Annotated in this window: 26 protein-coding genes; 15 read left to right on the forward strand and 11 right to left on the reverse strand. The window is 70.6% G+C overall.

What is annotated here, in order from left to right; all coding sequences use genetic code 11:
* Positions 1 to 31: 31 nt before the first annotated feature.
* Positions 32 to 973, forward strand: a complete 942-nt coding sequence (locus MQN93_RS18625; RefSeq protein WP_242710369.1) for an amidohydrolase family protein — start codon at positions 32 to 34, stop codon at positions 971 to 973.
* A 1-nt stretch (position 974) separates the two neighbouring features.
* Entirely contained in the window at positions 975 to 2,336 is a 1,362-nt protein-coding gene (locus tag MQN93_RS18630; RefSeq protein ID WP_242710370.1) for an MFS transporter, read from the forward strand.
* A 73-nt stretch (positions 2,337 to 2,409) separates the two neighbouring features.
* Here the strand turns inward: MQN93_RS18630 and MQN93_RS18635 are convergent, their stop codons facing one another.
* Positions 2,410 to 4,539: an amylo-alpha-1,6-glucosidase gene (locus MQN93_RS18635; protein WP_242710371.1), complete on the reverse strand. Its 2,130-nt coding sequence runs from the start codon at positions 4,537 to 4,539 to the stop codon at positions 2,410 to 2,412.
* A gap of 115 nt (positions 4,540 to 4,654) precedes the next feature.
* Between MQN93_RS18635 and MQN93_RS18640 the strand changes: the two genes are divergently transcribed.
* The 4 genes from MQN93_RS18640 (at position 4,655) to MQN93_RS18655 (ending at position 9,108) form a co-directional block, all read left to right on the forward strand.
* Positions 4,655 to 5,713, forward strand: coding sequence for a LacI family DNA-binding transcriptional regulator (locus tag MQN93_RS18640; RefSeq protein WP_242710372.1), 1,059 nt, complete (start codon positions 4,655 to 4,657; stop codon positions 5,711 to 5,713).
* Positions 5,714 to 5,796: 83 nt separating this feature from the next.
* Positions 5,797 to 7,041 carry a sugar ABC transporter substrate-binding protein gene (locus MQN93_RS18645; RefSeq protein WP_016430479.1) on the forward strand — a complete coding sequence of 415 codons (1,245 nt, stop codon included), beginning with the start codon at positions 5,797 to 5,799 and terminating at the stop codon, positions 7,039 to 7,041.
* A 7-nt stretch (positions 7,042 to 7,048) separates the two neighbouring features.
* On the forward strand, positions 7,049 to 8,212 hold the full coding sequence (locus tag MQN93_RS18650) for a carbohydrate ABC transporter permease (protein ID WP_242710373.1): 1,164 nt from the start codon (positions 7,049 to 7,051) through the stop codon (positions 8,210 to 8,212).
* On the forward strand, positions 8,209 to 9,108 hold the full coding sequence (locus MQN93_RS18655) for a carbohydrate ABC transporter permease (RefSeq protein ID WP_242710374.1): 900 nt from the start codon (positions 8,209 to 8,211) through the stop codon (positions 9,106 to 9,108). The genes MQN93_RS18650 and MQN93_RS18655 overlap by 4 nt, the downstream gene beginning before the upstream one ends.
* On the opposite strand, the gene MQN93_RS18660 is transcribed toward MQN93_RS18655, so the two are convergent.
* Complete coding sequence (locus MQN93_RS18660) at positions 9,098 to 9,841, reverse strand: alpha/beta fold hydrolase (protein ID WP_242710375.1); 744 nt, start codon at positions 9,839 to 9,841, stop codon at positions 9,098 to 9,100. The two genes, MQN93_RS18655 and MQN93_RS18660, sit on opposite strands and share 11 nt — an antisense overlap.
* Before the next feature lie 121 nt (positions 9,842 to 9,962).
* On the opposite strand from MQN93_RS18660, the gene MQN93_RS18665 reads away from it, so the two are divergent.
* The 5 genes from MQN93_RS18665 (at position 9,963) to MQN93_RS18685 (ending at position 14,251) form a co-directional block, all read left to right on the forward strand.
* A complete protein-coding gene (locus tag MQN93_RS18665; protein WP_242710376.1) occupies positions 9,963 to 10,352 on the forward strand; it encodes a winged helix-turn-helix transcriptional regulator in 390 nt (129 codons plus the stop codon).
* Positions 10,353 to 10,364: 12 nt separating this feature from the next.
* Positions 10,365 to 11,243, forward strand: a complete 879-nt coding sequence (locus MQN93_RS18670) for a LysR family transcriptional regulator (protein WP_242710377.1) — start codon at positions 10,365 to 10,367, stop codon at positions 11,241 to 11,243.
* Between the two features lie 13 nt (positions 11,244 to 11,256).
* Positions 11,257 to 12,096, forward strand: a complete 840-nt coding sequence (locus MQN93_RS18675; RefSeq protein WP_242710378.1) for a class I SAM-dependent methyltransferase — start codon at positions 11,257 to 11,259, stop codon at positions 12,094 to 12,096.
* A gap of 156 nt (positions 12,097 to 12,252) precedes the next feature.
* Entirely contained in the window at positions 12,253 to 12,456 is a 204-nt protein-coding gene (locus MQN93_RS18680) for a cold-shock protein (RefSeq protein ID WP_016430486.1), read from the forward strand.
* 103 nt (positions 12,457 to 12,559) lie between these two features.
* Complete coding sequence (locus tag MQN93_RS18685) at positions 12,560 to 14,251, forward strand: DEAD/DEAH box helicase (protein ID WP_242710379.1); 1,692 nt, start codon at positions 12,560 to 12,562, stop codon at positions 14,249 to 14,251.
* A gap of 84 nt (positions 14,252 to 14,335) precedes the next feature.
* Here the strand turns inward: MQN93_RS18685 and paaE are convergent, their stop codons facing one another.
* The 6 genes from paaE to MQN93_RS18715 form a co-directional block, all read right to left on the reverse strand.
* Positions 14,336 to 15,454 (reverse strand): 1,2-phenylacetyl-CoA epoxidase subunit PaaE, encoded by a 1,119-nt coding sequence (gene paaE / locus MQN93_RS18690; protein ID WP_242710380.1) that lies wholly within the window; start codon positions 15,452 to 15,454, stop codon positions 14,336 to 14,338.
* Positions 15,454 to 15,969 (reverse strand): 1,2-phenylacetyl-CoA epoxidase subunit PaaD, encoded by a 516-nt coding sequence (paaD, locus tag MQN93_RS18695; RefSeq protein WP_242710381.1) that lies wholly within the window; start codon positions 15,967 to 15,969, stop codon positions 15,454 to 15,456. Before paaD ends, paaE begins: the two co-directional genes overlap by 1 nt.
* Positions 15,963 to 16,796 carry a 1,2-phenylacetyl-CoA epoxidase subunit PaaC gene (gene paaC / locus MQN93_RS18700; protein WP_242710382.1) on the reverse strand — a complete coding sequence of 278 codons (834 nt, stop codon included), beginning with the start codon at positions 16,794 to 16,796 and terminating at the stop codon, positions 15,963 to 15,965. Before paaC ends, paaD begins: the two co-directional genes overlap by 7 nt.
* Before the next feature lie 9 nt (positions 16,797 to 16,805).
* Positions 16,806 to 17,099, reverse strand: coding sequence for a 1,2-phenylacetyl-CoA epoxidase subunit PaaB (gene paaB, locus MQN93_RS18705; protein WP_242710383.1), 294 nt, complete (start codon positions 17,097 to 17,099; stop codon positions 16,806 to 16,808).
* The gene (gene paaA, locus MQN93_RS18710) at positions 17,096 to 18,082 is read right to left on the reverse strand and encodes a 1,2-phenylacetyl-CoA epoxidase subunit PaaA (protein WP_242710384.1); all 987 of its coding nucleotides are present in this window, start codon (positions 18,080 to 18,082) and stop codon (positions 17,096 to 17,098) included. Before paaA ends, paaB begins: the two co-directional genes overlap by 4 nt.
* Positions 18,083 to 18,235: 153 nt before the next feature.
* Positions 18,236 to 19,459 (reverse strand): thiolase family protein, encoded by a 1,224-nt coding sequence (locus MQN93_RS18715; RefSeq protein WP_242710385.1) that lies wholly within the window; start codon positions 19,457 to 19,459, stop codon positions 18,236 to 18,238.
* A 168-nt stretch (positions 19,460 to 19,627) separates the two neighbouring features.
* Between MQN93_RS18715 and paaI the strand changes: the two genes are divergently transcribed.
* The 3 genes from paaI to MQN93_RS18730 all read left to right on the forward strand — a co-directional run bounded on the left by paaI (position 19,628) and on the right by MQN93_RS18730 (position 23,156).
* The gene (paaI, locus tag MQN93_RS18720; protein WP_016430494.1) at positions 19,628 to 20,059 is read left to right on the forward strand and encodes a hydroxyphenylacetyl-CoA thioesterase PaaI; all 432 of its coding nucleotides are present in this window, start codon (positions 19,628 to 19,630) and stop codon (positions 20,057 to 20,059) included.
* An 83-nt stretch (positions 20,060 to 20,142) separates the two neighbouring features.
* Positions 20,143 to 21,402 (forward strand): phenylacetate--CoA ligase PaaK, encoded by a 1,260-nt coding sequence (gene paaK, locus MQN93_RS18725; protein ID WP_278190947.1) that lies wholly within the window; start codon positions 20,143 to 20,145, stop codon positions 21,400 to 21,402.
* A gap of 221 nt (positions 21,403 to 21,623) precedes the next feature.
* Positions 21,624 to 23,156, forward strand: a complete 1,533-nt coding sequence (locus MQN93_RS18730) for a GntP family permease (RefSeq protein ID WP_242710386.1) — start codon at positions 21,624 to 21,626, stop codon at positions 23,154 to 23,156.
* A gap of 137 nt (positions 23,157 to 23,293) precedes the next feature.
* Here the strand turns inward: MQN93_RS18730 and MQN93_RS18735 are convergent, their stop codons facing one another.
* The 3 genes from MQN93_RS18735 to MQN93_RS18745 form a co-directional block, all read right to left on the reverse strand.
* Positions 23,294 to 24,157, reverse strand: a complete 864-nt coding sequence (locus tag MQN93_RS18735) for an LLM class flavin-dependent oxidoreductase (RefSeq protein ID WP_242710387.1) — start codon at positions 24,155 to 24,157, stop codon at positions 23,294 to 23,296.
* A 60-nt stretch (positions 24,158 to 24,217) separates the two neighbouring features.
* Complete coding sequence (locus MQN93_RS18740) at positions 24,218 to 25,258, reverse strand: NAD(+)/NADH kinase (protein ID WP_242710388.1); 1,041 nt, start codon at positions 25,256 to 25,258, stop codon at positions 24,218 to 24,220.
* A gap of 145 nt (positions 25,259 to 25,403) precedes the next feature.
* Positions 25,404 to 26,348 (reverse strand): GNAT family N-acetyltransferase, encoded by a 945-nt coding sequence (locus MQN93_RS18745; RefSeq protein ID WP_242710389.1) that lies wholly within the window; start codon positions 26,346 to 26,348, stop codon positions 25,404 to 25,406.
* Positions 26,349 to 26,542: 194 nt separating this feature from the next.
* Here MQN93_RS18745 and MQN93_RS18750 point away from each other — a divergent pair, with 194 nt between their 5' ends.
* Entirely contained in the window at positions 26,543 to 26,713 is a 171-nt protein-coding gene (locus MQN93_RS18750; protein WP_037779908.1) for a hypothetical protein, read from the forward strand.
* Positions 26,714 to 26,758: the final 45 nt, after the last annotated feature.

Consider the following 26,758-nt stretch of genomic DNA (forward strand, 5'->3'; position numbering starts at 1 on the left):
CTGACCTTCCACCCCTGAAGGAGACCCACCCGTGCCCACCGCTGTCCCCAACTCCCCCGTGACCGAAGGCTGGTTGGACTGGCATCCCGACCCGTCCTCGCCGGTGTTCACGCTGCCGCCCGGCACCGTCGACACCCACTGCCACGTCTTCGGCCCGCAGGCCGTCTTCCCCTTCGCTCCGGAACGCAAGTACACGCCCTGTGACGCGAGCAAGGAGCAACTGTTCGCGCTCCGCGACCACTTGGGCATCGCCCGCAACGTCATCGTGCAGGCCACCTGTCACGGCGCGGACAACTCCGCCCTGGTCGATGCCCTCCAGGCGTCGGACGGCCGGGCACGCGGCATCGCCACCGTCCGCCCGGACGTCGGCGAGCGCGAGCTGCTGGATCTGCACGAGGCGGGTGTACGAGGCGTGCGCTTCAACTTCGTACGCCGGCTCGTCGACGCCTCGCCCGCGGACGCCCTGAGCACGATCGCCGAGAAGATCGCCCCGCTGGGCTGGCACATCGTCCTCTACTTCGAGAGCGTCGACCTGCCCGACCTGGAGGACTTCTTCGGTTCGCTGCCCACTCCGCTGGTGGTGGACCACATGGGCCGGCCCGATGTGACCCGGCCCGTGGACGGACCGGAGTTCTCCCGGTTCCTGCGCTTCGTCGCCGCCAACGACGTCTGGGTGAAGGTGACCTGCCCCGAGCGCCTGAGCGTGACGGGCCCCGCCGCCCTGAACGGCGAACGGCACCCCTACGCCGACGTCGTCCCCTTCGCCCGCCGCGTCGTCGAGGAGTTCCCCGACCGCGTGCTGTGGGGCACCGACTGGCCCCACCCCAATCTCACCGACCACATGCCCGACGACGGGCTCCTGGTCGACCAGGTGCCGCAGATCGCCGTCACCACCGAACAGCGGCGCAGGCTGCTCGTCGACAACCCGATGCGCCTGTACTGGCCCGGCGAAACCACCACGGAGGTGGCCTGAGATGCAGCACTCCAACGCCCTCAACAGACTGAACCGGCTGCCGATCGGCCGCTTCCACAAGGTCACGCTGCTCGCCGTGTCCTTCGCGTACTTCTTCGAGTTCGCCGACATCAACACCTTCGCCACCACCGCGCCCAAGCTGATCAAGCTGTGGGGCGTGACGATCGACCAGGTCGCCTACGTCACCTCGATGTCCTTCGTCGGCATGTTCCTCGGGTCGATCGTCGCGAGCACCATGGCCGACCGGTGGGGCCGCAAACGCGCCCTGCTGGTGACCACGTTGTGGTTCGGCGTCTTCTCCTTCGCGTCGGTGTTCTCCTGGGACATCGTCTCGCTCGGTGTGTTCCGCGTGCTGACCTCGGCGGGCCTGGCCGCGATGACCGTCGTCGCGGTCATCTACGTCAACGAGCTCTACCCCGCCGCCGTACGCGGCAAGTTCCAGGCGTACGCCATCGTCATCGGCATCTGCGGCACCCCGGCCACCAATCTCGTCGCCAGCGCGATCGTGCCGCTCAACGACTGGTCGTGGCGGCTGATCTACCTGTGGGGCGCCCTGGGCATCCTGCTCGTGCTGTTCACCCGGCGGCTGAAGGAGTCCCCGCGCTGGTACGAGAGCCGCGGCGACCACGCCAAGGCGGACGAGGTGCTGCGGGAGATCGAGGCGAGCGTGGCCGCGGAGAAGGGCCCGCTGCCCGAGCCGGCGCCTCCGGTGGACGAAGCGCCGCAGACCCGGGCGCCGTTGAAGCTGCTGCTGCAGAAGAAGTACCTCATCCCGACGCTGCTGCTCACCGTGCTGTGGGTCACCCAGACCATCGGCTTCTTCGGCTACTCCAGCTGGGCGCCCACCCTGCTGGCCAAGGAGGGCTTCAGCGTCCAGAAGTCCGTGTTCTACGTGGCGCTCACCACGGTCGGCGCACCGCTGGGCTCGTATCTGGCGGCGCTGGTCACCGACCGCTTCGAACGCAAGTGGTGCCTGGCCGCCTTCGGCACGGTCATCGCCCTGTGCGGCCTGCTGTACGGGCTGACCTTCAACCCGGTCCTGATCGTCGTCTTCGGCTTCCTGGTCAACATGTTCGAGCGCGGCTACACGGCCCTCGCCTACGCCTACTCCCCCGAACTCTTCGACACCCGCGGCCGATCGCTCGGCACCGGTGTGTCCTACGGCCTCGGCCGGCTGTCGAACGCCGCCGGTCCCCTGATCGTCGCGTCCCTCTACCAGGGGCACGGCTATCGCAGCGTCTTCTACTTCATCGCCGCGACCTGGCTCTTCGGCGCCGTGGCCCTTGCCGTCTTCGGCCCCTTGACCCGCCAGGCCCGCGGGGCGACGCAGAAGCCGCGCCAGGAGGTCGTGCAAGTGCCGTAGCGGCGTAGTGTGTTGAAGCTTTTGTGGGCCGTCCCGAGGCGCGATGCGAGCACCTCGGGACGGCCCGTCCCTCTTATCGCGTGACCACGTCCAGCCCTTCGGGCGCGCTCACGTCCACCCTCCCGTCGGCGGCGACCGTGACGTCCAACCGGTCCTGTCCGACCTGGAGTTGAGTGGCCGTCAGGGGCGCGTAGGCCGAGGCGAAGGCGGGCGCCACCGTGACCGTCCCGGCGGGGACGTCCGCGTCGAGACCGAGGGCGGACCGGAGCACGAGGACGGAGGAGGCGGCCGCCCAGGCCTGCGGGCGGCAGGACGCCGGGTAGGGGGCGGGCCGGGAGCCGGTCTCGCCGCCGTGCCCGGCGAACAGTTCGGGAAGACGGGAGTCGAACGCGGCCGACGCGGTCAGCAGTCCCTGCGCCAGGGAGGCGGCGGCGTCCGGGAATCCGGACCTGACCAGGCCGTGCACGGCGATCGCGGTGTCGTGCGGCCAGATGGAACCCGTGTGGTAGCCGAAGGGGTTGAAGCCGACCGCGTCGCCGCTCAGCGTGCGCAGGCCGTGGCCCGCGTCGAGGTCGGGGCGGGTCAGCCGGGCGGCCAGCAGGGCACTCTCGTCCGCGTCGAGCAGTCCGGTGCCGAGGAGATGACCGAACCCCGAGGTCACCGCGTCCGCCGGGCGGCCGTCCCCGTCCAGGGCGACGGCGGGGTAGGGGCCGTGCTCGTCCTCCACCCAGAAGTGCTTGCGGAACCGGTCGGCCAGCCGCTCGGCCCACTCCTCCCACGCATCGGCTCCAGGGCGGCCGAAGGCGCGCAGCAACGCGGCCCCGCCGCGGGCCGCTTCGTAGGCGTACGCCTGCACCTCGCACAGGGCGATCGGGGCGGCGGCGAGGCGGCCGTCGCGGTAGCGGATGGAGTCGTGTGAGTCCTTCCAGCCCTGGTTGGACAGGCCGTGGCCACTGTGGTCGACGTACTTGAGGAAGCCGTCGCCGCTCGCGTCGGCCTGGCTGCGCATCCAGTCGAGCGCCGCCTGGGCGTGCGGCAGCAGCGCTTCGACCTCCCCGGAATCGAGGCCCCAGCGCCAGGCGTCGTGCAGGAGGGTGATCCACAGAGGGGTCGCGTCGACGCTGCCGTAGTACACGGGCGGCAGGGCGAGCTGGTCGCCCACCTTCAGTGTTTCCCGGCGTACTTCGTGCAGGATCTTGCCCGGCTGTTCCTCCGTGGCCGGGTCGGTCACGGCGCCCTGGCGGCGGGCGAGCGTGCGCAGGGTCCCCGCGGCGAGATCCGTGCCGAGCGGCAGCAGCATGCGAGCGGCCCAGAGCGAGTCGCGGCCGAAGAGCGTCAGGAACCAGGGCGCTCCGGCGGCCAGGAAGGTGTCCGGTCGGTCCGCGTCGGGCGAGCGGGGATCGGTCAGACGCAACCGGTCCAGGTCGGCCAGCGACTGGGTGACCCATCGGTCGAGGCCCCGGTCCGCACTGCGCAAGGCGGGTGTGCGCCAAGGGAGTTGGCCCTCCGGCGGGGCGGGGAACTGATCGCCGTCCGCATAGTCGGCGCTGCAGTGAAGCGCCACGCTCCACGAACTGCCTGGCGGCAGTTCGATGTCGTACGACAGCCGTCCCGCCGGCAGATGAACCGCGTGAGGTGCGGGTTCGCTGGTCAGCTGGACGGTGAAGTCGTCGGCCGCCCAGGAGAGTCCGACCCGGTCGGCGTCGGCGGCCTGCGGCGTCAGCGTCTGCGGGGGCCGCCCGGACTTCACCTGCTCCATGGTGGCGAGGTCCGTTCCCGCGGTCACCGTCAGCCGCAGACCGACGTGCCGGACACCGGAGTTGGTGACCTCGAGGACCTCCTCCATGTGTCCGGCCCCCGTCACCCGGCGCCGGTGCAGGGCGACGGCCGGGTCCGGGCTCGTCTCGCCGAGACCGCGCAGGACCGCTCTGAAGTCCGCCCGGTCCGCACCGCTCAACGCGCCCTGCACGGGTGCGAGAGGGATGTCCTCGGCGGCGACGGTGAGTTCGGACAGCGCTCTGCGGTCTGCGTGGTAGAAGCCGTCCACGCCTCCTCTGAACTGCCCGTCCGCAGACGAGATCGCAAGGCTCGGCGCATGCAGCGTGACGACCGCGTCGTGCAGGAACGGCTGCAGACCTCCGGCCGCGGAGGGCGCCTCGGCCGTCGAGGCGTCGGTGTCCTGGGGCTTGACAGTGGAGTCCAAAGGAGTAGAACCTCTCAGCATTCGAACGTTCCAAAGACATTAAGTGACTCGTCAGAGCGCTTGCAATGCTTTTGGAACGCTAAAACCGCCGATGCAAGTGAACGCCGGAGACCGTATGCCCCGCTCCAGCAACCCGTCCGCCGCCAAGGGCGGCCCGGTGACGCTCACCCAGGTCGCCCGCCGGGCCGGGGTCTCCGCGCAGACCGTCTCCAACGCGATCAACTCCCCTGACATGCTGCGGCCCGAGACCCTGGAGCGGGTGCGCAGGGCGATCGACGAGATGGGCTACCGCCCCAGCCGCGCCGCCCAGACCCTGCGCACCCGCTCCAGCAGACTGATCGGCTACGGCATCCAGCCCGCGCTGTCGAGCAGCCCGGTGCTCGACCGCTTTCTGCACGCGCTCTCCCAGGCGGCGGACGAGGCCGGCTACCGGATCCTGCTGTTCGCCTCCCCGTCCGGCGGCCCCGCCCTGGACGGCTACGAGGAACTGCTGGGTCAGCACGAGGTCGACGGGTTCGTGCTCAGCGGCACCGAGCGGGGCGATCCGCGCCAGGCCTGGCTGACCAGGCGCGGTGTGCCCTTCGTCGGCTTCGGCCGGATGTGGTCGGGACGGCAGATCGGCGACTGGGTCGACGTCGACGGCGCCTCGGGCACGGACGCCGCCGTGGAGCACCTGGTCGCCCAGGGCCACCGCAAGATCGCCTTCCTCGGCTGGGAGCGCGGCGTCTCCGGCGCCGGTGACGACCGCGCCGAGGGCTGGCAGCGCGCGATGCGCCGGCACGGCCTGTCCACCCGTGGACGGCGCGGACAGAGCGTCAACGACACCGACGCGGCCCGGATGGCCGTCAAACCCCTGCTGGACGGCGGTGCGACCGCCGTCATCGCCGCGAGCGACATGCTGGCCCTCGGCTGCTATCAGATGCTGCGCGAGCGAGGCGCCCTGCCGGGCCGCGACGTCAGTGTCGTCGGCTTCGACGACTCGCCCGCCGCCGAACTCCTCTCCCCGACGCTGACCTCCCTCGCCCAGCCGCTGGAGGAGGTCGGCCGGGAGTGCGTACGGCTGCTGCTGGCCCGTATCGCCTCCCCCGACGCGCCGCCCGAGCGGCTCCTGCTCGAACCGTCCCTGGTCGTACGCGACAGCACCGCGGCCGCACCGCACGGCGCAGCACGCTGAGCGACCCCGAGCGGCGGTCCCCCGCCCGCCGCACCCCTGAACCGGCCTCCCGTCCCGCACTCCCCGAATCCTCGGAGGATTCCATGCCCCACCGCACGGCTGCCGCCGCCCTCGTCACCACCGCGGCACTCCTGACCGCCACCGGCTGCTCGTCGAGTTTCGGCAGTGATCAGAAGACGGCCCAGGACTCCGCCGGCAAACAGCACCTCAACGTACTGATCGCCTCTTCGGGAGACGCGGAGACGAAGGCCGTCAGGGAGGCGGCGACCGCCTGGGCCAAGCAGTCCGGCAACACCGTGACCGTGGACGTCGCCAAGGACATCAACCAGCAGCTCGCCCAGTCGTTCGCCGGGCACAAGCCGCCGGACGCGTTCTACGTCAACTCGGACCAGTTCGCCAACTACGCCAAGGCCGGCTCCCTCTACCCCTACGGCGACCAAATCAAGGACACGGACGACTTCGCCGCCCAGCTGCGCAACTCCTTCACCTACGACGGCAAGTTGATGTGTCTGCCCAAGGACACCTCCACCCTCGCCCTCGCCATCAACACGGAGCTGTGGAAGAAGGCCGGGCTGACCGCCGCGGACTACCCGACCACCTGGGCCCAACTGAAGTCCGTGGCAGCGAAGTTGACGAAGGGCGGCGTCACCGGGCTGGTCGTCAACGGTGAGTACGCGCGCCTCGGTGTCTTCATGAAGGAGGCCGGCGGCTGGATCACCGACAAGGACCAGACGAAGATGACCGCCGACAGCAAGCAGAACATCGAGGCCCTCACCTATGTGCGCTCGCTGCTGAAGTCCGGCTCCATGAAGTACGCCACCCAAGTCGACACCAACTGGGGCGGTGAGGCCCTCGGCAAGGGCAAGGCCGCCATGACCATCGAGGGCAACTGGCTGGCCGGGGGCATGCAGGCCGACTACCCCAAGGTGAAATACACGGTGGTTCCGCTGCCGGCGGGCCCCGCGGGCAAGGGCACGCTCGCCTTCAGCCAGTGCTGGGGCGTGGCCAAGGACAGCGCCCACCACAAGGCCGCCGTGGACCTGATCGAACACCTCACCACCCGTGCCCAACAGGTCAAGAACGCCGCCGCGTTCGGGGTGATGCCCTCCCGCACCAGCGCCCTCGCGGAGTACGCGGCGAAGAACCCCGCCGCCAAGGCCTGGGTCGACGCCGGCGCGTATGCGCAGGGCCCGGTGACCGTGGCCGGGTTCGACAAGGTCCTCGCCCAGTTCAACACCGACCTCGCGGCACTGGGCAGCACCGACCCCGCGAAGATCCTCGCCGACCTCCAGCGCAACGGCGAACAGGCCCTCACGAAGGGCGACTGAACCACCGATGCCACGCCAAGACACCACCCCCACGACGGCAGCAGGCGCCGCTCCGGCGGCCGCCCGGCCGGGCCCACCTGACACGCCCGGTGCCGCCGGCCCGGGCGCGACGCCCCGCACCACGTCAGCCCCGCGCGTGGGGCGTCGCGCCGAAGGCCGCTGGGGCTGGCTGTTCGTCAGCCCCATGGTGATCGTGCTCGGCCTGTTCCTGGTCCTGCCGATTCTGATGGCGCTGTGGGTGAGCCTGCTGCACTGGGACGGACAGTCCAACCCGTTCAACGGGCAGACCGAGTTCGTCGGGCTCGACAACTACCGGGCCCTGCTGACCCGGGACGGCCTGGACCGCACCCTGTTCGCGACCGCCCTGCGCAACAACCTGTACTACGTGCTGCTGACCGTGCCGCTGCAGACGATCCTCGCGCTGGCCCTGGCCCTGGTCGTCAACCAGCGGATGCTGCGCGGCCGCGGCGTCCTGCGCACCGCGTTCTTCTTCCCCTCGGTCACCAGCTCCATCGCCGTGTCCACGATCTTCCTGTTCCTGTTCCAGGGCAGCGGCGCCGTCAACACCGTGCTGTCCTGGGTCGGGGTGAAGGGCCCGAACTGGTTCAACGACCCGCGCGGCGTACTGTCGTTGCTCCTCGGCGGCGTGGGCCTGGTCGACACCGGCCACCCCTCGGGTGTGCTCGCCGACCACTCCTTCATGGGTCTGTCCTGGTTCGAGTGGCTGTCCGGACCGTCGGTCGCGATGTGCACCATCATCCTGCTCGCCGTCTGGACGACCTCCGGCACCTTCATGCTGATCTTCCTCGCCGCGCTGCAGGACATCCCCCGCGAGCTGGAGGAGGCGGCGGCCATCGAGGGCGTCAACCGGCGTCAACTGCTGCGCCACGTCACCCTGCCCGCCCTGCGGCCCGTCCTCTTCCTGGTCCTCACCCTCGGCCTGATCGCCACCTGGCAGGTCTTCGACCAGGTGTACGTCATGAGCCAGGGCGCCCCGGGCAACACGACCCTCACCCCGGCCTTCCTCTCCTACAGCAGCGCCTTCGGCGACGCCGACTACGGCCAGGGCGCGGCCATCGCCTTCATCCTGCTCGCCCTGATCCTCGTCATGACCGCCCTGCAGCGCCTGGCGCTGCGCGAGCGCGCGCCCCGCTTCCGGAGGAGCCGATGAGCACGCAGACCCCGGCCGTCCGCAGCCAGGGACGTCCCGTACTCGGCCGCTTCTCCCCGCCGTTGCGCATTCTCGGCTACACGGCCGTGATCGCCCTCGGGCTGCTCTACGTCGTGCCGTTCGTGCTCCAGCTGGTCACCGGCTTCAAGACCGACCCGGACGCGGCCGCCCATCCGCTGGGCCTGATCCCGACGACGCCCACGACCGCCGCGTACCAGCGCCTGTTCGGGCTCAGCCAGGCCGGTGAAGGGGTGCCCTTCCTTCGCTGGCTGGGCAACTCCGCCTTCGTCGCCGTCGTCGTCACCGCCGGGCGCGTGCTGTTCGACTCAATGGCCGGCTACGCCCTGGCCCGGCTCCGCTTCCCCGGCCGCGGCGTGCTCTTCGCCTTCGTGCTCTCGGTGATGGCGGTGCCCGGTGTGGCGCTGCTGATCCCCAAGTTCCTGGTCCTCAACACCTTCGGCCTCTTCGACACCTACACCGGCATGATCCTGCCGCTGCTGGTCGACGCGGCGGGCATCTTCATCATGAAGCAGTTCTTCGAGTCGATCCCGCGTGAGGTGGAGGAGGCCGCCCGGGTCGACGGCGCCGGAGTGTTCCGCATCTTCTGGTCGGTGGTCCTGCCCATGGCCCGGCCCGCGCTGCTCACCCTCACCGTGCTCTCCTTCCAGGGCTCCTGGAACGAGTTCACGCACTTCCTCGTGGCCACCCAGTCCAGCCGGTACGAGACCCTCACGACCGGTCTCGCCCGCCTTGTCTCCGGTGGCCTCGGCGGGGGCACGCAGTACCCGCTGAAACTGGCCGCGGCCCTCCTGGCCACACTCCCCGTCGCCGCGCTGTTCTTCTGCTTCCAGCGCTACTTCGTCCAGGGCGCCAATGCCGGGGCGGTCAAGGAGTAGCCGGCTCGGGGGCGAGCTTGAGCAGCAGGTCGGTCAGCTCCACCGGCATCGTGATCATGCAGTCGTGCCCGGTCGGCAGCTCCCACACCTGGGCCGGTGTGCCATTGGGCTGCATCGGCGGTACGGGCCGCCGGGTGATGCCCTCCGGCTGACCGCCGACGCAGTGGATGTGGGTGCGCGGGATCGCATCCGCGGCCGGGTTGTCCAGCCGCACCGGCTGCTGCAGGCAGCGCACCGGCTGGTCCGAGAGCATGGAGCGCAGCCATGCGACGTCCGCCGGGTCGGTGACCCCGAACAGGCCGAGGGGCGCGGGCTGTTCGGGCAGCGGCGGTATGCGCGATCCGCTCCCGGACCGCGCCGCGAGGTCGATCAGCTGCTGCGTGACGGGCTGGACGTCGACCGCCGTCTCGCCGTCCCGGGGGACCATGGCGTCGAGGTACACCAGTTCCGCGATCCGGTCGGGGACCTGGTTGGCCACGGACGAGACGACCAGCCCCGCGTAGCTGTGTCCGACGAGGACCACATCGGTCAGGTCCTGCTCGCGGATCAGTGTGACGACGTCCGCGACGTGTGTGTCCAGCCCGACCTCGGGGCCGAGCAGATGTGCCCGGTCGCCGTAGCCGGTCAGCGACGGCGCGCACACCCGGTGCCCGGCCGACTCCAGCAGCAGGACCACCCGTTCCCAGCAGCGACCGCTGTGCCAGGCTCCGTGCACCAGCAGAAATGTCGACATGGACGGTTACCTTTCCTTCCTCGGTACTCTTTGAGAACCGTGAACCGTCCTCATCGTGGTGCGCCGACCGCGTGGAGATCAATAAGGCACTTTTCGGTGCCCCGGTTCCCAGGAGGTAACCATGAGCGCAGCGGACAGCACGCCGGGATCCGGCGAGCAGCAGGACGGGTGCCGGACCCGTGAGGTGCTCGACATCGTCGGGGACAAGTGGTCACTGCTCGTCGTGCGCCATCTCAGCCAGGGGCCGCGCCGCTTCACCGAACTCAAGCGGGCCATCGACGGCATCAGCCAGCGCATGCTCACGGTCACCCTGCGCGGCCTGGAACGCGACGGGATCCTCACCCGGACCGTCCGCAACGTCATGCCGCCGCACGTCAGTTACGAGCTCACCCCGATGGGCAGGACGCTCCGCGAGGCCACCGCGCCCCTGCTGGAGTGGAGCATCGAGCACCTGGCCCACATCGACGCGGCCCGCGCCTCGTACGATGCCCGCGACCGCGCCCCACATTAAAATCTTCTGTCTATGCTCAACCTTGTTCATCTCAAGGTCCTGGCCGCGGTGGCCCGACACGAGTCGGTGACCGAGGCGGCCAGAGAGCTGCACTACTCGCAGCCGTCGGTGAGCCACCATCTGTCCCGTCTGGAGGCGGCCACCGGAGTCAAGCTCGTCCAGCGGGCCGGACGCGGGATCCGGCTGACACCGGAGGGGCGGCTGCTGGCCAACCGCGCCGCCGAGATCGTGGGACGGGTCGACGCGGCGACCAACGAACTCGCGGCACAGGTCGGCCTGCAGGCCGGGCGGGTCCGGCTGGCCGCCAACGCCTCGACGCTGAGCACCATCGTGCCCAGGGCGGCCACCGCACTCGGGCAGACGTATCCGGGCATCGAGTTGAGCCTGATCGACCGTCACCCGGTCGAGGCGTTGCAGACCCTACGGCACGGCGAGATCGACATCGCGCTCGTCTTCCGGTACGCCGACGCGCCCGCCGAGGACGAGGGATTCCGCCTCCTCCACATCGGCGACGACGCGATCCACCTCATCAGCCGGCAGCCCGACGACAGCCTCGCGAACCATCGCGACTCCGCCTGGATCGGCGGGTGCGCCGGATGCCAGGCGGAGTTGTCGTCCGTCTGCCGGCGCGAAGGCTTCACCCCTCGGATCGCCTCGCTCAGCGACGACATGGTCGTGGTGCAGTCCCTGGTCGCCGCCGGCATCGGTGTCGCCATCCTGCCCGGCCTCGCGCTCCGGGCCCATCGCCGGCCCGACGTCCACGCCACCGAACTCACCGGCTTCCACCGCCGGATCTACGCCGCCACGTACGGCGACCCGCCCGATCCGCCCGCCGTGGCCGCCGTACTCACGGCGCTCGCCGAAGCGGCCCTGCCGGCGGCACAACTGTGAGGTAATGGTCACCATGCCTGGTACCAGCAACGCGAGCGGCGGGAAGCGTCCGGTGGAACTAGGCGCCGTACAGGAGACGCTGTTCATCCCCCTGGCCGCGCGGGCCCGGGAGACGGCCAAGAGACGACCGCTGCTGCGGGATCCGAAGGCCGTGGAGATGATCGGCGAGATCGACTACCCCGTGGAGAAGTACGGGCCGGGCCCCGGTTCGTCGATCACGGTCCTGCGTACGGCAATCGTCGACAGCTGGGTGCGGGCGTTCCTCGCCGAGCATCCGGCGGGGACGGTCGTGGAGATCGGCACGGGGCTCAACACCCGGTTCGAGCGGGTGGACAACGGCACGGTGCACTGGGTCGACCTCGATCTCCCGGACACGATCGCGCTGCGCCGGAGGTTCTTCGCGGACAGCGAGCGCCGCCGTACGGTCGCCGCGTCCGTGCTGGACGAGGAATGGCTGCGCACGGTGGAGGAATGCCCCGGCCCCTATTTCTTCGTCGCCGAGGGCGTACTCGTCTATCTCCCTCAGAACGAGGCGGCCCAGGCGCTCACGCGCATCGCGCATCGGTTTCCCGGCGCGCTGGTGGCCCTCGACACCTATCCTCAGCGGCTGCTGGAGAAGCAGCACGAGCAGGCGGTCCACAAGCAGATGGAGGCCCGCTGGGCCTGGTCCTGCGACGATCCGCGGTCGCTGGAGAGGCTCGGGATGCGGGTGGTGGAGGCGGCCTCCGTCACCCGGCCGCCTCGCGCGTTCCGTGCCCGACTCCCGCTGCGGTTCCGGCTGTTGCTGCCCCTCGCCGACCGGCTGCTGCGCGGGATGTTCAACATCACGCTCTTCCGGACCGAACAGCGCTGATCACGCGCCGACCGCCGGATTGTGGTAGAGTTTCACGCGTTGCAGTTGTGGTACCCATGAACCTATGTGCGCCTGACGGGAATGTTTCTCCTTCAGGCGCATTATTTGTTTCCGGCATCTCCGGATGGGGCCTCTGCCTACAGAAGGAGAAATGTCATGGCACAGGGAACCGTGAAGTGGTTCAACTCCGAAAAGGGTTTCGGATTCATCGAGCAGGACGGCGGCGGCCCGGACGTCTTCGCCCACTACTCGAACATCGCCGCCCAGGGCTTCCGTGAGCTTCAGGACGGCCAGCGGGTGTCCTTCGACGTCACGCAGGGCCAGAAGGGCCCGCAGGCCGAGAACATCGTTCCCGCCTGATCGCGGACGCGTATCCGCTCACCGGGGTCCGCACCGTCGCGGTGCGGACCCCGGTTTGTGCTGTTCCCAGGTTTGCGCTGTTTCCAGGAAGGCAGACAACCGCATGTCCCGCAGGTCCCAGAAGCCGAACCGACGCGTCTCGTCGCCCCAGCCGTCCGCGTCGTCGCGTCGGGAATTCCGGCTGCCGGAGAGCACGACGCCCGCACTTCCCGCCGTCGAGGACTTCGCCGGTATGGACCTGCCCGCGGGGCTGCTGAAGACCCTGGTCGCGCAGGGCGTGACCACGCCCTTCCCGATCCAGGCGGCCACCCTGCCCAACTCGCTCGCCGGCCGTGATCTGCTCGGGCGGGGACGCACCGGCTCCGGCAAGACCCTCGCGTTCGGGCTGGCGCTGCTGGCCCGCACTGCGGGGCTGCGTGCGGAGCCCAGGGCGCCCCTCGCGCTGGTGCTGGTGCCCACCCGGGAACTGGCCCAGCAGGTGACGGACGCGCTGACTCCGTACGCGACGGCGGTGAACCTGCGGCTGGCCACCGTGGTCGGCGGGCTGTCGATCACCAAGCAGGCCGGTGCGCTGCGGCGCGGCGCCGAGGTGCTCGTGGCGACCCCCGGCCGGCTCAACGACCTCGTGGAACGCGGGGACTGCGTCCTCGGCGACGTACGCATCACGGTGCTGGACGAAGCCGACCAGATGACCGACATGGGCTTCCTGCCGCAGATCACCAAGCTGATCCAGCAGGTGCGGCCCGACGGGCAGCGGATGCTGTTCTCGGCCACCCTGGACCGCAACATCGACCGTCTGGTGCAGCGGTTCCTGACCGATCCGGTGGCGCATTCCGTGGATCCGTCCGCGGGCGCGGTGACCACCATGGAGCACCATGTGCTCCATGTGCAGGACGAGACCGACAAGAAGGCCGTCACCACGCGCATCGCGGCCCGTGACGGCCGGGTGATCCTCTTCCTCGACACCAAGAGATCCGCCGACCGGCTCGCCAAGCGGCTCCTGGCCGTCGGCGTGCGCGCGGCGGCCCTGCACGGCGGCCGCTCCCAGCCGCAGCGCAACCGCACCCTGGAACAGTTCAAGAACGGCCAGGTCACCGCGCTGGTGGCGACGAACGTGGCGGCCCGGGGCATACACATCGACGACCTCGACCTCGTCGTGAACGTCGATCCCCCCGCCGACCACAAGGACTACCTCCACCGGGGCGGCCGCACGGCCCGCGCCGGGGGCTCCGGCAGCGTGGTCACGCTCGTCCTGCCCGAGCAGAAGCGGGAGATGACCCGGCTCATGTCGGACGCGGGCATCCGCCCCAGGACGTCCCGGGTCACGTCGAGCGACGCGGAACTGTCCACCATCACCGGCGCCCGCGAGCCGTCCGGCGTCGCCGTCACCATCGAGGTCCCCCAGCAGGAGACCCCGAAGGCCTCCCGCCCGGCCCGCAAGCCGGGTACCGCCCCGAGCAGACGATCCGGGCGCCGCCGCAACGGCAGCGGAACCTCCGCAGCCCCCGCGACAGGAAGCCGCGGCTCGGGCCGTCGGACCACAGAGGGTGCGGCAGCCCAGGGCGGAACCTCCGGTGCCCCCGCCCGCCGAGCCAGGTCCGGCGGCACCAAGAGCGGTGCCGTCGGCGCGGGCGGCCGTGGCCCGGAGCGCCAGTCCACGCCCGGCAAAGCAACCAGCGGTACGTCCGGCAAACCCGCGCGCGGCTCGGGCCGACGCGCCACGTCCGCAGGAGGCAAGGGCGGCACCGGCACGACCGGGGGCCGAGGTGGCGGACGGCGCGCTTCCGCCACCTAGGGTGCAATCCGCCGCACGTCCGTGACGGGGTCCGGCTTGCCGCGCGGTGCTCGTTCCGGGCTCGGCGACAGGCCTTTCGCGGCGTCAGGTGTCGTAGTCGACCGTCAGCGTCTCGGAGACCGGGAACGACTGGCAGGTCAGCACATAGCCGGCGTCGACCTCGGCGGTCTCCAGCGCGTAGTTGCGCCGCATGTCCGCCTCGCCGTCGGTGATCCGGGCCCGGCAGGTGCCGCAGACGCCGCCCTTGCAGGCGAACGGGAGGTCGGGGCGTACGCGGGAGGCAGCGTCCAGGATGGTGGACTCCCGGGAGAGCGCGGAGGTGGTGGAGCGGCCGTCCAGGACGACGGTGACCTGGCTGACGGGACCGTCGGCCCTGCCCTCCTCGTGCAGCACCGGCGCGAACGGCTCCTCGCCCGCGAAGAACAGCTCCTGGTGCACCCGGTCCTCGGGCACCCCCAGCTCCGCCAGGACCTTCTGGGCGTCCAGGACCATGCCGTGGGGTCCGCACAGCCACCAGTGGTCGGCCGCGGAGACGTCGACCAGGCCGTCGATGAGCGCGCTCAGACGGTCGGCGTCGAGGCGGCCGCTGAGCAGCTCGGCCTCGCGCGGTTCCCGGGACAGCACGTGCGCGAGCTGGAACCGGGCGGGGTGGAGGTCCTTCAGGTCCGCGAGTTCGTCGGCGAACATCACCGAGTCGGTGCGGCGGTTGCCGTAGAAGAGCGTGACGCGCGAGTTCTCGTCGGCGGCGAGGACGGACTCGGCGATGGAGACCATGGGTGTGATGCCCGAGCCGGCCGCGATGAGCACATGGTGTCCGGGCGTGCTCAGGTCGGGAGTGAAGCCGCCGACCGGGCCCATGACCTCGACGGTGTCGCCGGGCCTGACCTCGTTGACCAGCCATGAGGAGAACAGTCCGCCGGGCACCACCCGGACCCCGATCCGCGGCCGGGCACCCGCCGGGGAGCAGATCGAGTACGAGCGCCGCTCGTCCCGGCCCTCGATCTCTCGGCGCAGGGTGAGCGACTGTCCGGCCTCGAAGGCGAACTCCTCCGCCAGTTCTCCGGGGACGTCGAAGCTCACGGCGACCGCGTCCTCGCACAGCCGCTGCACGTCCGCGACCCGCAGGGCGTGGAAGGCCGGTCGGCGACGAACTCGCCGCACCGGTGAGGGAGCGGCGGTGCCGGATGCCGGCAGGGCTTCCATCAGATCTCCTTGACGTACTCGAACGGTTCCCGGCAGGCGCGGCAGCGCCACAGTGCCTTGCAGGAGGTGGCGCCGAAGCGGGAGGTCTCCTCCGTGTCCGTCGCACCGCAGCGGGGGCAGGGGACCGCGCGCCGGGTGGTGGACAGGACCAGCGGTACCGGTCCGGCCGAGGGGCGCGGTGCCGGTCCGGGCGGTGCGATGCCGTGTTCGGCGAGCTTGCGGCGGCCCTCGGCGGTGATCCAGTCGGTGGACCACGGAGGATCCAGGACCGTACGGACCTCCACGTGCTCGTAGCCCGCCTGGGCCAGCCTGGCCGCGACACCGGCGCGCATCTCGGCCATGGCGGGGCAGCCGGAGTAGGTCGGGGTGAGTTCGGCGACGACCGTGCCGTCGGCGGCCAGCGTGACGTCCCGCAGCACGCCCAGGTCGGCGAGGGTCAGCATGGGCAGCTCGGGGTCGGGCACCTGCTCGGCGATGCGGCGGGCGCGCCGGGCGTCGGTGAGCGTGGTCACCATGTCGCCTCCGGATGGGCGCGGGCCACGCTCTGCAGTTCCGCGAGGAGCGGGGCGAGGTGTGCGGTGTGGTCGCCTTCGCGTCCGTGGCCGACCGGTGTCGGCGGGACGTCCGGCAGGGTCAGGCCGGCGGCCTCGGTGACCTGCCGCAGCACGGCGAGCACGGCCGTACGGGCGTCGTGGGCCGCGAACAACTCGCCGAGGTGGGCGGTCACTTGGTCGAGGCCTGCCTGCATCCGTCGGTGGGACTTGTCCGTTCCGTCGCCGAGCCGGACGACCCACTCGGCCGCGTACTGCCGGTGGTACGTCATCTCCTTCACGCCCTTGGCGGCGATGGCGGCCAGCACCGGGTCGGCGTGCGTGGCGAGCTGCTCGAAGTGGGCCAGACGCCAGGCGGCGAACACCAGCAGCCGGGCCATGGAGAACGCGAAGTCGCCGTTGGGCAGTTCGGCCAGGCGTACGCTGCGGAAGTCGTCCGCGTCGCGGAAGTACGCGTAGGCGTCCTCGCCGCGCTGGCTGCCGTCGACCTGGCCGCAGCGGGCGTACAGGAGACGGGCCTGGCCGAGGAAGTCGAGCCCGATGTTGGCGAGGGCGACCTCCTCCTCCAACTCCGGTGCGCGGGTGGTCCATTCGGCCAGTCGCTGGGCGGTGACCAGGGCGTCGTCGGCCAACTCCAGGCAGGTCGCGGCCAGTTCGCCCCGGTCGACGGCGTCGGGGACGGCCGTGCTGATGCCGTGCAGCGGGTCCTCGAAGCCGGTTCCGAAGGCCCAGCGGGCGTCGCCGTCGTCGTGTCCCTCGGCGAGGGACATGTAGACGTGGTCGTCGCTCATGCCCAGCTCCTAGATGTGGGGGACGTCGTCGGGGATGTCGTAGAAGGTGGGATGGCGGTACACCTTGTCGGCGCTGGGGGCGAAGAAGGGGTCCTTCTCGTCGCGGGTGGAGGCCGCGATGTGCTCGGAGCGCACCACCCAGATGCTCACGCCCTCGTTGCGGCGGGTGTACAGGTCGCGTGCGTGCGTGAGCGCCATCGTGTCGTCCGCCGCGTGCAGGGAGCCGACATGGACGTGGTTCAGGCCGCGCTTGCCCCGTACGAACACCTCGTACAGCGGCCAGCCGTGTGTGTCGGGGGTCATGCCGCCGTTCCCTTCTCGGCGCGGGCGGCCTGCTTGGCAGCGTGTGCGACGGCTGCCTCGCGCACCCAGGCGCCTTCTTCGTGAGCGGTCCGTCGCCGCTGGATCCGTTGGCTGTTGCAGGGGCCGTCGCCCTTGATGACGCGCATCAGCTCGTCCCAGTCCGGGGTGCCGAAGTCGTGATGGCCGCGCTCCTCGTTCCAGGTCAGGTCCGGGTCGGGCAGGGTGACGCCGAGCTTCTCGGCCTGCGGGACGGTCATGTCGACGAAGCGCTGGCGCAGTTCGTCGTTGCTGTGCCGCTTGATCTTCCAGGCCATGGACTGGCGGGAGTTGGGCGAGGCGTCGTCGGGCGGGCCGAACATCATCAGGGACGGCCACCACCAGCGGTTCACCGCGTCCTGCACCATCTCGCGCTGGGCGTCGGTGCCGCGCATCATCGTCATCAGCAGTTCGTAGCCCTGCCGCTGGTGGAAGGACTCCTCCTTGCAGATCCGGACCATCGCGCGCGCGTACGGCCCGTAGGAGGAGCGGCACAGGGGCACCTGGTTGCAGATGGCGGCGCCGTCCACGAACCAGCCGATGACGCCCACGTCGGCGAAGCTCAGTGTCGGGTAGTTGAAGATCGAGGAGTACTTCTGGCGGCCCTCGATGAGCCGCTCGGTGAGGTCGGCGCGGTCGGCGCCGAGGGTCTCGGCCGCCGAGTACAGATACAGGCCGTGTCCCGCCTCGTCCTGCACCTTGGCGAACAGGATCGCCTTGCGGCGCAGCGACGGGGCACGCGTGATCCACTCGCCCTCCGGCTGCATGCCGATGATCTCCGAGTGCGCATGCTGGGCCACCTGACGGATCAGGGTCTTGCGGTAGCCCTCAGGCATCCAGTCACGCGGCTCGATCCGCTGGTCCCGCGCGATCGTCGCCTCGAAGTGCTCCTGCAGCGCCGGAGGTGCATCGTGCGCGGCCGACGAGTCGGCCTGCTGTGCCGTCATCCCTACCACCAATCCCAACCGACCGTTCGTTCGGTCCATGATATGCCGAGCATCCCGGGTTTCGGCAAGTGCCGGGGGCCGATCAATTGGCCGTGCGGTTCGACGGCCCCCACCTTGCCGTCTGCGGTGCCCGCCCCGGGGCGGGCACCGCCCTCAGACCCGTTCCACCAGCATCGCCACCCCCTGGCCCACTCCGACGCACAGGGTGGCGAGGCCCCGGGTGGTGTGCTCGCGTTCCAGGCGGCCGAGGAGGGTGAGGAGGATGCGGGCTCCGGAGCAGCCGAGCGGGTGGCCGAGCGCGATGGCGCCGCCGTCGGCATTGACCCTGTCCTCGTCCAGCTTCAGGCGGCGTATGACGGCCAGGGCCTGGGCGGCGAAGGCCTCGTTGAGCTCGATGGCGTCCAGGTCGCCGGTCTGCCACCCGGCGCGGGCGAGGGCCTTCTCGGTGGCGGGCACCGGTCCGAGCCCCATCAGGTTGGGCTGGACTCCGGCCGAGGCGGAGGTGACGATCCGGGCGCGCGGGGTGAGTCCGTGGCGCTGAACCGCCGAGGCGCTCGCCACGATCAGGGCCGCGGCGCCGTCGGAGAGGGGCGAGGAGGAGCCGGCGGTGACGATGCCGTCCTTGCGGAAGATGGTCCGCAGGGTGCCCAGCTTCTCCAGCGAGGTCGAAGGGCGCGGCCCCTCGTCGCGGCCGACCTCACCGTCGCGTACCGGCACGGACACGATCTCTCGGTCGAAGTGGCCCGCCTCCCGTGCGGCGACGGCCCGCGTGTGGCTGCGGAGCGCGAACGCGTCGGAGTCCGCGCGGGTGATGCCGTCCAGGGCGGCGACCTCCTCGGCCGTCTCCCCCATCGACAGCGTGACCTTCGGCGCCTTGGGCCCGGCCTCGGCGGGGACGGCACGGTCCGCGGCCGCGAAGCGGGGGTTGGTGAAGCGCCAGCCGAGCGAGGTGTCGTACGCCTCTCCGGGCTTGGCCCAGGGGGTTCCCGGCTTCTCCATGACCCAAGGGGCCCGGGTCATCGACTCCACGCCGCCCGCCACGACCAGGTCGGCCTCGCCGGAGCGGATCGCCTGGGCGGCCGAGGCCACGGCGGTCAGCCCGGAGGCGCAGAGCCGGTTGACCGTGTAGCCGGGCACGGTGTGCGGCAGCCCGGCGAGCAGGACGGCCATCCGCGCGACGTCCCGGTTGTCCTCACCGGCCTGGTTGGCGGCGCCCAGGATCACCTCGTCCACGGCCTCGGCCGGGATGCCGGAGCGGCGCACGGCCTCGCCGACGACGAGCGCCGCCAGGTCGTCGGGGCGTACGGAGGCGAGGGCACCACCGTAGCGGCCCTGCGGGGTGCGGGCTCCGTCGATCAGATAGACGTCTTCGGGCATCAGGCGGACTCCTCGGTCGTGGCGGCGACGGGCCGGGCGTGGGAGTCGGGCATCCCGGGACACCGTCCGCCCTGTGGCCCGCCCCTTGACAGCCCATGGGGCGGCTTGATTTCTTGGCCGTGCCGCACGCTAACCGAATGGTCGGTCGGTAGACAAGGTGGTGTGAACATGACGGAAGCCGCGCAGGCGTCTCCGGCACCCGCGGAGCGCATGTTCGCCGCGGACGAGGCCTCGCAACGCCTCGGCATCGAACTCGTCGACGTGGGCGAGGGGACCGCCGTACTCCGTATGACGGTGACGAAGGCGATGGTCAACGGCCACGGGATCGCCCACGGCGGCTATGTGTTCCTGCTGGCCGACTCCGCCTTCGCCTGTGCCTGCAACAGCCATGGCCCGGTCACCGTCGCGTCCGGGGCCGACGTCACGTTCGTCGCGCCCGCGTACGAGGGCGACGTCCTGACGGCCACCGCCGAGGAGGTCACCCGCTTCGGCCGCAGCGGCGTCTACGACGTGAGCGTGCGGCGCGGTGACGCCGTGGTCGCGGTCTTCCGCGGCCGCAGCCGCACCTTCCGCGACGCGCAACCCGAGGAGCCGCAGTGATCAGCGACATCGAGACGTCGGCGGCGGGCCCGGCCCGCCGCGGTGAGCCGCTTCCGGCACACCTGCTGGACGACGCCGAGCGGATGACACGCCAGGAGGTGCGGGACCTCCAGCTGAAGCGGCTGCGCCAGACCCTTCAACACGCCTACGACAACGTCGAGTTGTACCGCAAGAAGTTCGACCAGGCCGATGTGCGGCCCGAGGACTGCCGGACTCTGGAGGACCTGGCGCGCTTCCCGTTCACCACCAAGGCGGACCTGCGCGAGACCTACCCCTTCGGGATGTTCGCCGTCCCCATGTCCGAGGTGCGGCGCATCCATGCCTCCAGCGGTACGACCGGCCGTCCCACCGTCGTCGGCTACACCGAGAACGACCTGTCGACCTGGGCGGACCTGATCGCCCGCTCCATCCGCGCGGCCGGCGGACGTCCGGGGCACAAGGTCCACATCAGCTACGGCTACGGCCTGTTCACCGGCGGCCTGGGCGCCCACTACGGCGCCGAGCGGGCCGGCTGCACCGTGATCCCCGCCTCGGGCGGCATGACCGCACGCCAGGTGCAGATCATCCGGGACTTCGAGCCCGACATCATCATGGTGACGCCGTCCTACATGCTCACCCTGCTCGACGAGTTCGAGCGTCAGGGCGTCGACCCGCGCTCCACGAGCCTGAAGGTGGGCATCTTCGGCGCCGAACCGTGGTCGGAGGAGATGCGCCGGGAGATCGAGGAGCGCATGGACATCCACGCGGTCGACATCTACGGCCTGTCCGAGGTGATGGGCCCCGGCGTCGCGCAGGAGTGCGTGGAGACCAAGGACGGCCTGCACGTGTGGGAGGACCATTTCCTCCCGGAGATCGTCGACCCCGTCACGGACGACGTGCTCGCCGACGGCGCGAGCGGTGAGCTGGTCCTCACCTCGCTCACCAAGGAGGCGCTGCCCGTCATCCGCTACCGCACCCGGGACCTGACCCGTCTGCTGCCCGGCACGGCCCGTACCGGCTTCCGTCGTATCGAGAAGGTCACCGGTCGCTGCGACGACATGATCATCCTGCGGGGGGTCAATGTCTTCCCGACCCAGATCGAGGAGGTCGTGCTGCGCACGCCCGGTGTGGCGCCGCACTTCCAGATCCGGCTCGGCACGCGCGGCAGGATGGACCACATGACCGTCCGCGTCGAGGCGCAGCCCGACGCGGGGGCCGGGCAGCGGGAGTCGGCCGCCAGGGCGATCGCCCAGGGGGTCAAGGACGGTGTCGGCGTGAGCGTGGACGTCGAGATCGTGGATCCCGAGACCTTGGAGCGCTCGCTCGGCAAGCTCCGCAGGGTCAAGGACGAACGCGGGGTGTGACCCAGAATGTGGGTTCGAGATCCATCATGCGAGTAACAGGATCGAACCTTTGGTCAATTTGGATTCGAGAACAACCATTGACCTGGCCGAAATCCACCCTCATGATGAGTCCTCAACCCACAAGGTCTGATGCAGTGCCCCGTCCCCCGCAGTGACACCGGCGTCACATCCCCGAGCGACCGTCTGCCACCGCGCCCCCGTCCCCGCAAGGAGCGAGCGGTATGTCAGACGTTCCGGTCCTGGTCAATACCGCCGTGGCGATCGTCGCCACGGTCGTACTGATCGTCAGATTCCGCGTGAACCCGGTGATCTCCCTCGTGTTGGGCTCCCTCTACCTGGGGCTCACGACCAAACTCGGCCTCGACAAGACCGTCCAGACCATCACCAAGGGTTTCGGCGACATCATGGCCGAGGTGGGTCTGCTGATCGCCTTCGGCGTCCTGATGGGCGCGATACTCCAGGAAATGGGCACGATCGAGCAGTTGGTCCACCGGCTGATCGGGCTGTTCGGACCCAAGCGCCTGCCGTACTCGTTGTCCCTGACCATCGGCACTCTGCTGCAGTCCATCTACCTGGACGTCCTGCTGGTGATCTCCGCACCGCTCGCCCGCTCCGCCTCCCGCCGCATCGGTCCGCTCGGCACTCCCCGCATGGCCGTCGCCATGGCCATCGGCCTGGAGTGCGGCATCGTCCTGGTCGTCCCCGGCGTCGGAGCGCTGGCCCTGGCGGCCCTGCTGCACGTGCCGCTGGGCACGATGCTGCTGTGGGGCCTCGTACTGATCATCCCCACCATCCTGATCTCCGTGGCCCTGATGACCTTCCTGTTCCGCAAGGGCCTCTGGAACGTGGCCACCGACGAGGCCGCTCAGACGCACACCGCACACATCGAGGCCGGTGATGCCGGAACGAGCGTTGAGGCCGCCTCGTCCGAGCAGCGGCACTCGTCGGTGCCGCACACCTCCGAGCACGCCGCGGCCACGACCAGCACCACGAACGGGCCGGACGCCAACGGAGCGGACACGCCCGGCGCGACCGCCACCGCGACGCTCGACACCCCCGCCGACGGCGATCGGCAGAACACGGACCCGTCGCAGTCCGCCTCCGAGGCCCCGCATCTGCTGCTGAGCTTCGCCCCGCTCCTGCTCGCCCTGCTGATGATCGCGACCGGCGCCATCGCGGATGCCGCGGACCTCCACAACCGTGTGCTCGCCTTCCTCGCGGACCCGGTGGTCGCTCTCCTCGTCGGCCTGGTCGGCACCGTGGTCGTCGGCCGGATCCGCATGGGACGCAAGCGCGTCGAGGACGCGATCGCCCGCGGGTTCAAGGACAGCGGCCAGATCCTCATCCTCACCGCCGTCGGCGGATCGCTGGCCGCCGTGGTCGCGGCCGGGGGCCTCGGCGACATCCTGCGCGGCTACTTCGGCGCCGAGTCCTTCGCTCCCCTGCTGCTGGTCTGGGCGATCGCCGCGGTCCTGCACATCGCGGTCGGCTCGGTCACCATCTCCGCCATCACCGCCGCCGGAATCCTCGCGCCGCTCGCCCCGAGCCTGGGCATCGACCCCGTGCTCATCGCTCTCGCGGCCGGCACCGGCTCGCTGTTCGCCGTGCACGTCACCAGCAACACGTTCTGGCTGCTGCAGTCACTGATGGGGCAGACCACCCGCGGCACCCTCAAGACCTGCACGATGGGCGTGTCCCTGGCCTCGGTCGTGGCCATCATCCTGCTGCAGCCGATCAGCCTGCTGTTCTTCTGACCGCGGTCATCGAACCGGTCCGACGGCGGTCGTCGGACCGGTTCGTTCAGCGTTCACCTGCGCAGGGGCACGGTCTCCTGCTGAGGCGGACGTGGCCCGGATGACGTGGCGCGCTGGCCCGCGAGCCGCGTCGGTCGTCAGGCGATCGCCGCCGCCAGCAGTTCGATCTGTTCCAGCCCCGAACCGGTGGGGACGAAGATGAGTTCGTCGCAGCCGCTCTCCTTGAACGCGGAGACATACGACTTGACCATGTCGGGGCTCACCGCCGCGCCCGCGGCCACCTGTCCCGCGACGTCGCCGAGGAAGCCGTAGTAGTCGAGGAGGTAGCCGTCGGCCTGTGCGCGGGCGTCGGGGCCGAGTCCGAAGTAGGCCAGTGACAGCTTGCGGGGGCTGCCCGGGCGCCCGGCCTCCCGCCACGCGGCGTCCACGCCGACCGCCGCCTCGGCGAACATCTCCGGTGTGCCGCCGCCCATGATCCAGCCGTCGCCGAACTCCGCCACGCGCCGGAAACTGGCCGCGGTCCCACCGCCCAGGATCAGCTCGGGGCCGCCGTCGCGCACGGTCCTCGGCCCGATCCCGCCGGCGAATCCACGCTCCTCCCCCGACCAGACGCGCTTCATCTCCCGCAGCTGTTCCTCGAAGCGGCGCCCTCGGCCCTTGGTGGACAGCCCGCTCGCGGCGAAGTCGTCGTCGCGGCCACCGAGCCCCGCGCCCAGCACGAAGCGTCCGCCGGAGATGCGTTCGAGGGACGCCGCCTGCTTGGCCAGCAGGACGGCGTTCTCGTACAGCGGGGCGAGGAGCACGCTCGTCGTCAGCCGGATTCTGCTGGTGACGGCGGCGGCAGCGGTGAGAGCGATCAGCTCCTCGTAACCCTGGTACACGAGGCGGCCGATCGTGCCCAGGGTGCTGAACCCCGCCCCCTCGGCCTGGCGGGCCCAGTCCAGCAGCCTCTGCGGTTCGGTACCGGGAACTGTATTGGGAAGGCCGATTCCGATGTCCATCGTTCCTCCGGTCGTAGGCGACTCACGTCGTGACGCACTCCGTGCCCATCATGCGCACACCTACCGCACCCGCGGGTGGCGGTCGTCGGGTGCCGGCTTGCCGGGTAGGAACAGGGGCGCCTCGCCGTCGGCGGCCGTGGCGGGTGCGTCGGTCAGTCGCATGCGCTCGCGCAGGCGGCCGTAGAAGTTGGCGGGGTTCAGTCTGACCAGGCGCAGGGGCTGCGGTGCCGCGGTCACCCCGATCCAGTCCCCGGGGTCGAGGATGCCCCGTGGCTGCCCGTCGACGCTCACCGCGGCGCGCCCGGAGTGCGGCAGCACGCGAAGGACGACCGGCTCGTCCGCGTTCGCGATCACCGTGCGGTTGAAGGCCATGTGCGCGGCGACGGGGGTGAAGATCACCGCTCGCATACGGGGTGACAGCACCGGTCCGCCCGCGGCGAAGCTGTAGGCGGTCGAACCGGTCGGGGTGGCGACGATGACGCCGTCGGCCGAGTACGAGGCCAGCAGCCGGCCCGCGATGTAGACGCCCAGGGCGACCTGGTGGTCCCGCGCCAGCTTCTCCACGACGATGTCGTTCAGGGCGGTGACGTCCAGCGCGATGCCCCAGCCGTCGTCCTGGGTGGGATCGGGCTGCGGGGGTGGCGGCGGAAGGGCGGGCCCGCGGCCGTAGCAGAGGAACTGCTCCAGGTCGGTGGGGAGCTCCAGCAGTTTCGACGCCCGCATGGTGAGCGTCATGCGCTCCTCGCACTCGGACCGCCCCGCGTGCACGGCGTCCAGTGCCTGCTCGACCTCGGTCACGGCGGTCTCGGTCAGGAAGCCGACCTTGCCCAGGTCGACGCCGAGCACCTTGATGTTCTTCTTCGCGGCGATCCGGGCGCCGCGCAGGAAGGTGCCGTCTCCGCCGAGGGTCACGATGAGGTCGGGGCTGCCCGCGGCCCGCACCTCGTCGCGCCCGCTGCGGCGGCTCCCCTGGCCCTGCCAGACGTCGATGTCGAAGCAGCCGATGCCCTGCCGTGCGCACCACCGGCGCACGGTCTCCCCTCCGGACACCGCCTCGGGGCGGCCTCCGTGCACGACGAGTCCCAACCGGCTGATCGGCATGTCATCTCCCACGCTGCCGTCGGGTCTGCGGGCTGTACGCCATCGTCACAGCATTCCGGGAGCGGTGCCACGGGGCATCGCGGGCCGGTGTGCTGTGGGTGGGGCGGCCCGGACAGAGGCGGCCGGACGGCCGGGGTGGGTGGGGTCACCCGGCCTTGACGAGTGGCGCGTCCCGGGTGAACTGCCGGAATCCGACGCTGTAGTACAGCCCGCGGGCCGCGGGGTGCCCGGGCGAGCCCAGGCAGGCGACGGTCATGTGCCGGGCCCCGGCGTCCCGGGCCAGACGCATCCCGTGCAGCAGCATCGCCCGGCCCAACCCGAGGCGCCGGTAGTCCGGGTGGGTTCCGACGGGCTCGAATTCCGCGGTCCTGTTGTCCTCGTCCAGCCACATGATCGTCGACGCGGCCATGGTGCCGTTCGGCGCCTCCACCAGGACGTGGAGGTCGCCGCGGTAGGGCGGTGTGCGTCGTACGCCCTCGTAGGACTCGGCCGTGTACCCCGTGGGTGCCCAGGCGTCCACATGGGCCTGGACCGCGGCCCGGGGTCCGGCCTCCTTTGCGGTACGGAACCGGAATCCCTCCGGAAGCTTCGGTTGTTCCAGGTCGGTGAGGTCGCGGTGGTTGAGCTGGGTCCAGGAGCCGGTGGCGCCGAGCGAGGACGGATCGGTCTCGTAGCCGTGCGCCGCCCAGCGTTCGAGGGCGGACTCGTCGGCGGCCTGCGCCATCACCGTGCGGCGGACGCCGGCCGCCACGCCGTCGTACCACTCGATCACCTCGTCCAGCAGCCCGCTGTGGCCGGGATGGATCTGGTGGGCCAGATAGGCGCTGGTCACGTCCTTCACCGAACCGTCGTTGCGCCGTATCCGCCGCGGCAGAGTCGCCCAGCCCCAGGCCACCAACTCGCCGCCGGAGAACCACAGTCGGCGCCGCCAGCTCCCGCCGTCGCTCGCCTGCCCCTTGCCCCAGATCCAGGCCAGCTCGCCCACCGACGCGTCGCTGTTCACCAGGTCGGGCCGGACGGCCGTCACGTGCCGGGCAAGGCCCTGCATGAGCTGTACATCGGCAGCGGTCACGCGCCCGGAGTCATCCATGGTGGGCCACTGTGCCAGGACGGCGCGAAGCGCTCGAACCGTTTTCCGGCCCCTTCCGCGCAGCCCGGCAGGCCGCTGTCCGAACGACCGCGAAACAATCTCGAATTCCCGGAAACTCCCCCGAGAAACAGCCGGAATTCCGTGCGTGAGGCGCATTCGCCGGGGCACTAGATGCGGCGGAGGTGGAATAAACAATGTTGCCCTTGCTTCTCGTTCTACTGCTTGCCCTGGTCCTTTTTGGTGCTGGTTTCGCACTCAAGGCACTGTGGTGGATTGCGGTCATCGTTCTCGTGGTGTGGCTGCTGGGATTCGTGGTCAGGCCCGCCGGGCACGGTGGCCGGAAGAGCCGTTGGTATCGCTGGTAGAGCCGATACCGACAGCGGCGAGTGAGCGGGTCCCGCGGGCGCTGA

It is taken from the genome of Streptomyces spinosisporus (assembly GCF_022698145.1).
GTDB lineage: Bacteria > Actinomycetota > Actinomycetes > Streptomycetales > Streptomycetaceae > Streptomyces > Streptomyces spinosisporus.

Bases quoted from the DNA above. Each gene is read 5' to 3' on its own strand.
- MQN93_RS18630 (WP_242710370.1), top strand. From the start codon at position 975: ATGCAGCACTCCAACGCCCTCAACAGACTGAACCGGCTGCCGATCGGC.
- MQN93_RS18640 (WP_242710372.1), top strand. From the start codon at position 4,655: ATGCCCCGCTCCAGCAACCCGTCCGCCGCCAAGGGCGGCCCGGTGACG.
- MQN93_RS18645 (WP_016430479.1), top strand. From the start codon at position 5,797: ATGCCCCACCGCACGGCTGCCGCCGCCCTCGTCACCACCGCGGCACTC.
- MQN93_RS18650 (WP_242710373.1), top strand. From the start codon at position 7,049: ATGCCACGCCAAGACACCACCCCCACGACGGCAGCAGGCGCCGCTCCG.
- MQN93_RS18655 (WP_242710374.1), top strand. From the start codon at position 8,209: ATGAGCACGCAGACCCCGGCCGTCCGCAGCCAGGGACGTCCCGTACTC.
- MQN93_RS18660 (WP_242710375.1), bottom strand. From the start codon at position 9,841: ATGTCGACATTTCTGCTGGTGCACGGAGCCTGGCACAGCGGTCGCTGC.
- MQN93_RS18665 (WP_242710376.1), top strand. From the start codon at position 9,963: ATGAGCGCAGCGGACAGCACGCCGGGATCCGGCGAGCAGCAGGACGGG.
- MQN93_RS18670 (WP_242710377.1), top strand. From the start codon at position 10,365: ATGCTCAACCTTGTTCATCTCAAGGTCCTGGCCGCGGTGGCCCGACAC.
- MQN93_RS18675 (WP_242710378.1), top strand. From the start codon at position 11,257: ATGCCTGGTACCAGCAACGCGAGCGGCGGGAAGCGTCCGGTGGAACTA.
- MQN93_RS18680 (WP_016430486.1), top strand. From the start codon at position 12,253: ATGGCACAGGGAACCGTGAAGTGGTTCAACTCCGAAAAGGGTTTCGGA.
- MQN93_RS18685 (WP_242710379.1), top strand. From the start codon at position 12,560: ATGTCCCGCAGGTCCCAGAAGCCGAACCGACGCGTCTCGTCGCCCCAG.
- paaE (WP_242710380.1), bottom strand. From the start codon at position 15,454: ATGGAAGCCCTGCCGGCATCCGGCACCGCCGCTCCCTCACCGGTGCGG.
- paaD (WP_242710381.1), bottom strand. From the start codon at position 15,969: ATGGTGACCACGCTCACCGACGCCCGGCGCGCCCGCCGCATCGCCGAG.
- paaC (WP_242710382.1), bottom strand. From the start codon at position 16,796: ATGAGCGACGACCACGTCTACATGTCCCTCGCCGAGGGACACGACGAC.
- paaB (WP_242710383.1), bottom strand. From the start codon at position 17,099: ATGACCCCCGACACACACGGCTGGCCGCTGTACGAGGTGTTCGTACGG.
- paaA (WP_242710384.1), bottom strand. From the start codon at position 18,082: ATGACGGCACAGCAGGCCGACTCGTCGGCCGCGCACGATGCACCTCCG.
- MQN93_RS18715 (WP_242710385.1), bottom strand. From the start codon at position 19,459: ATGCCCGAAGACGTCTATCTGATCGACGGAGCCCGCACCCCGCAGGGC.
- paaI (WP_016430494.1), top strand. From the start codon at position 19,628: ATGACGGAAGCCGCGCAGGCGTCTCCGGCACCCGCGGAGCGCATGTTC.
- paaK (WP_278190947.1), top strand. From the start codon at position 20,143: ATGACACGCCAGGAGGTGCGGGACCTCCAGCTGAAGCGGCTGCGCCAG.
- MQN93_RS18730 (WP_242710386.1), top strand. From the start codon at position 21,624: ATGTCAGACGTTCCGGTCCTGGTCAATACCGCCGTGGCGATCGTCGCC.
- MQN93_RS18735 (WP_242710387.1), bottom strand. From the start codon at position 24,157: ATGGACATCGGAATCGGCCTTCCCAATACAGTTCCCGGTACCGAACCG.
- MQN93_RS18740 (WP_242710388.1), bottom strand. From the start codon at position 25,258: ATGCCGATCAGCCGGTTGGGACTCGTCGTGCACGGAGGCCGCCCCGAG.
- MQN93_RS18745 (WP_242710389.1), bottom strand. From the start codon at position 26,348: ATGGATGACTCCGGGCGCGTGACCGCTGCCGATGTACAGCTCATGCAG.
- MQN93_RS18750 (WP_037779908.1), top strand. From the start codon at position 26,543: ATGTTGCCCTTGCTTCTCGTTCTACTGCTTGCCCTGGTCCTTTTTGGT.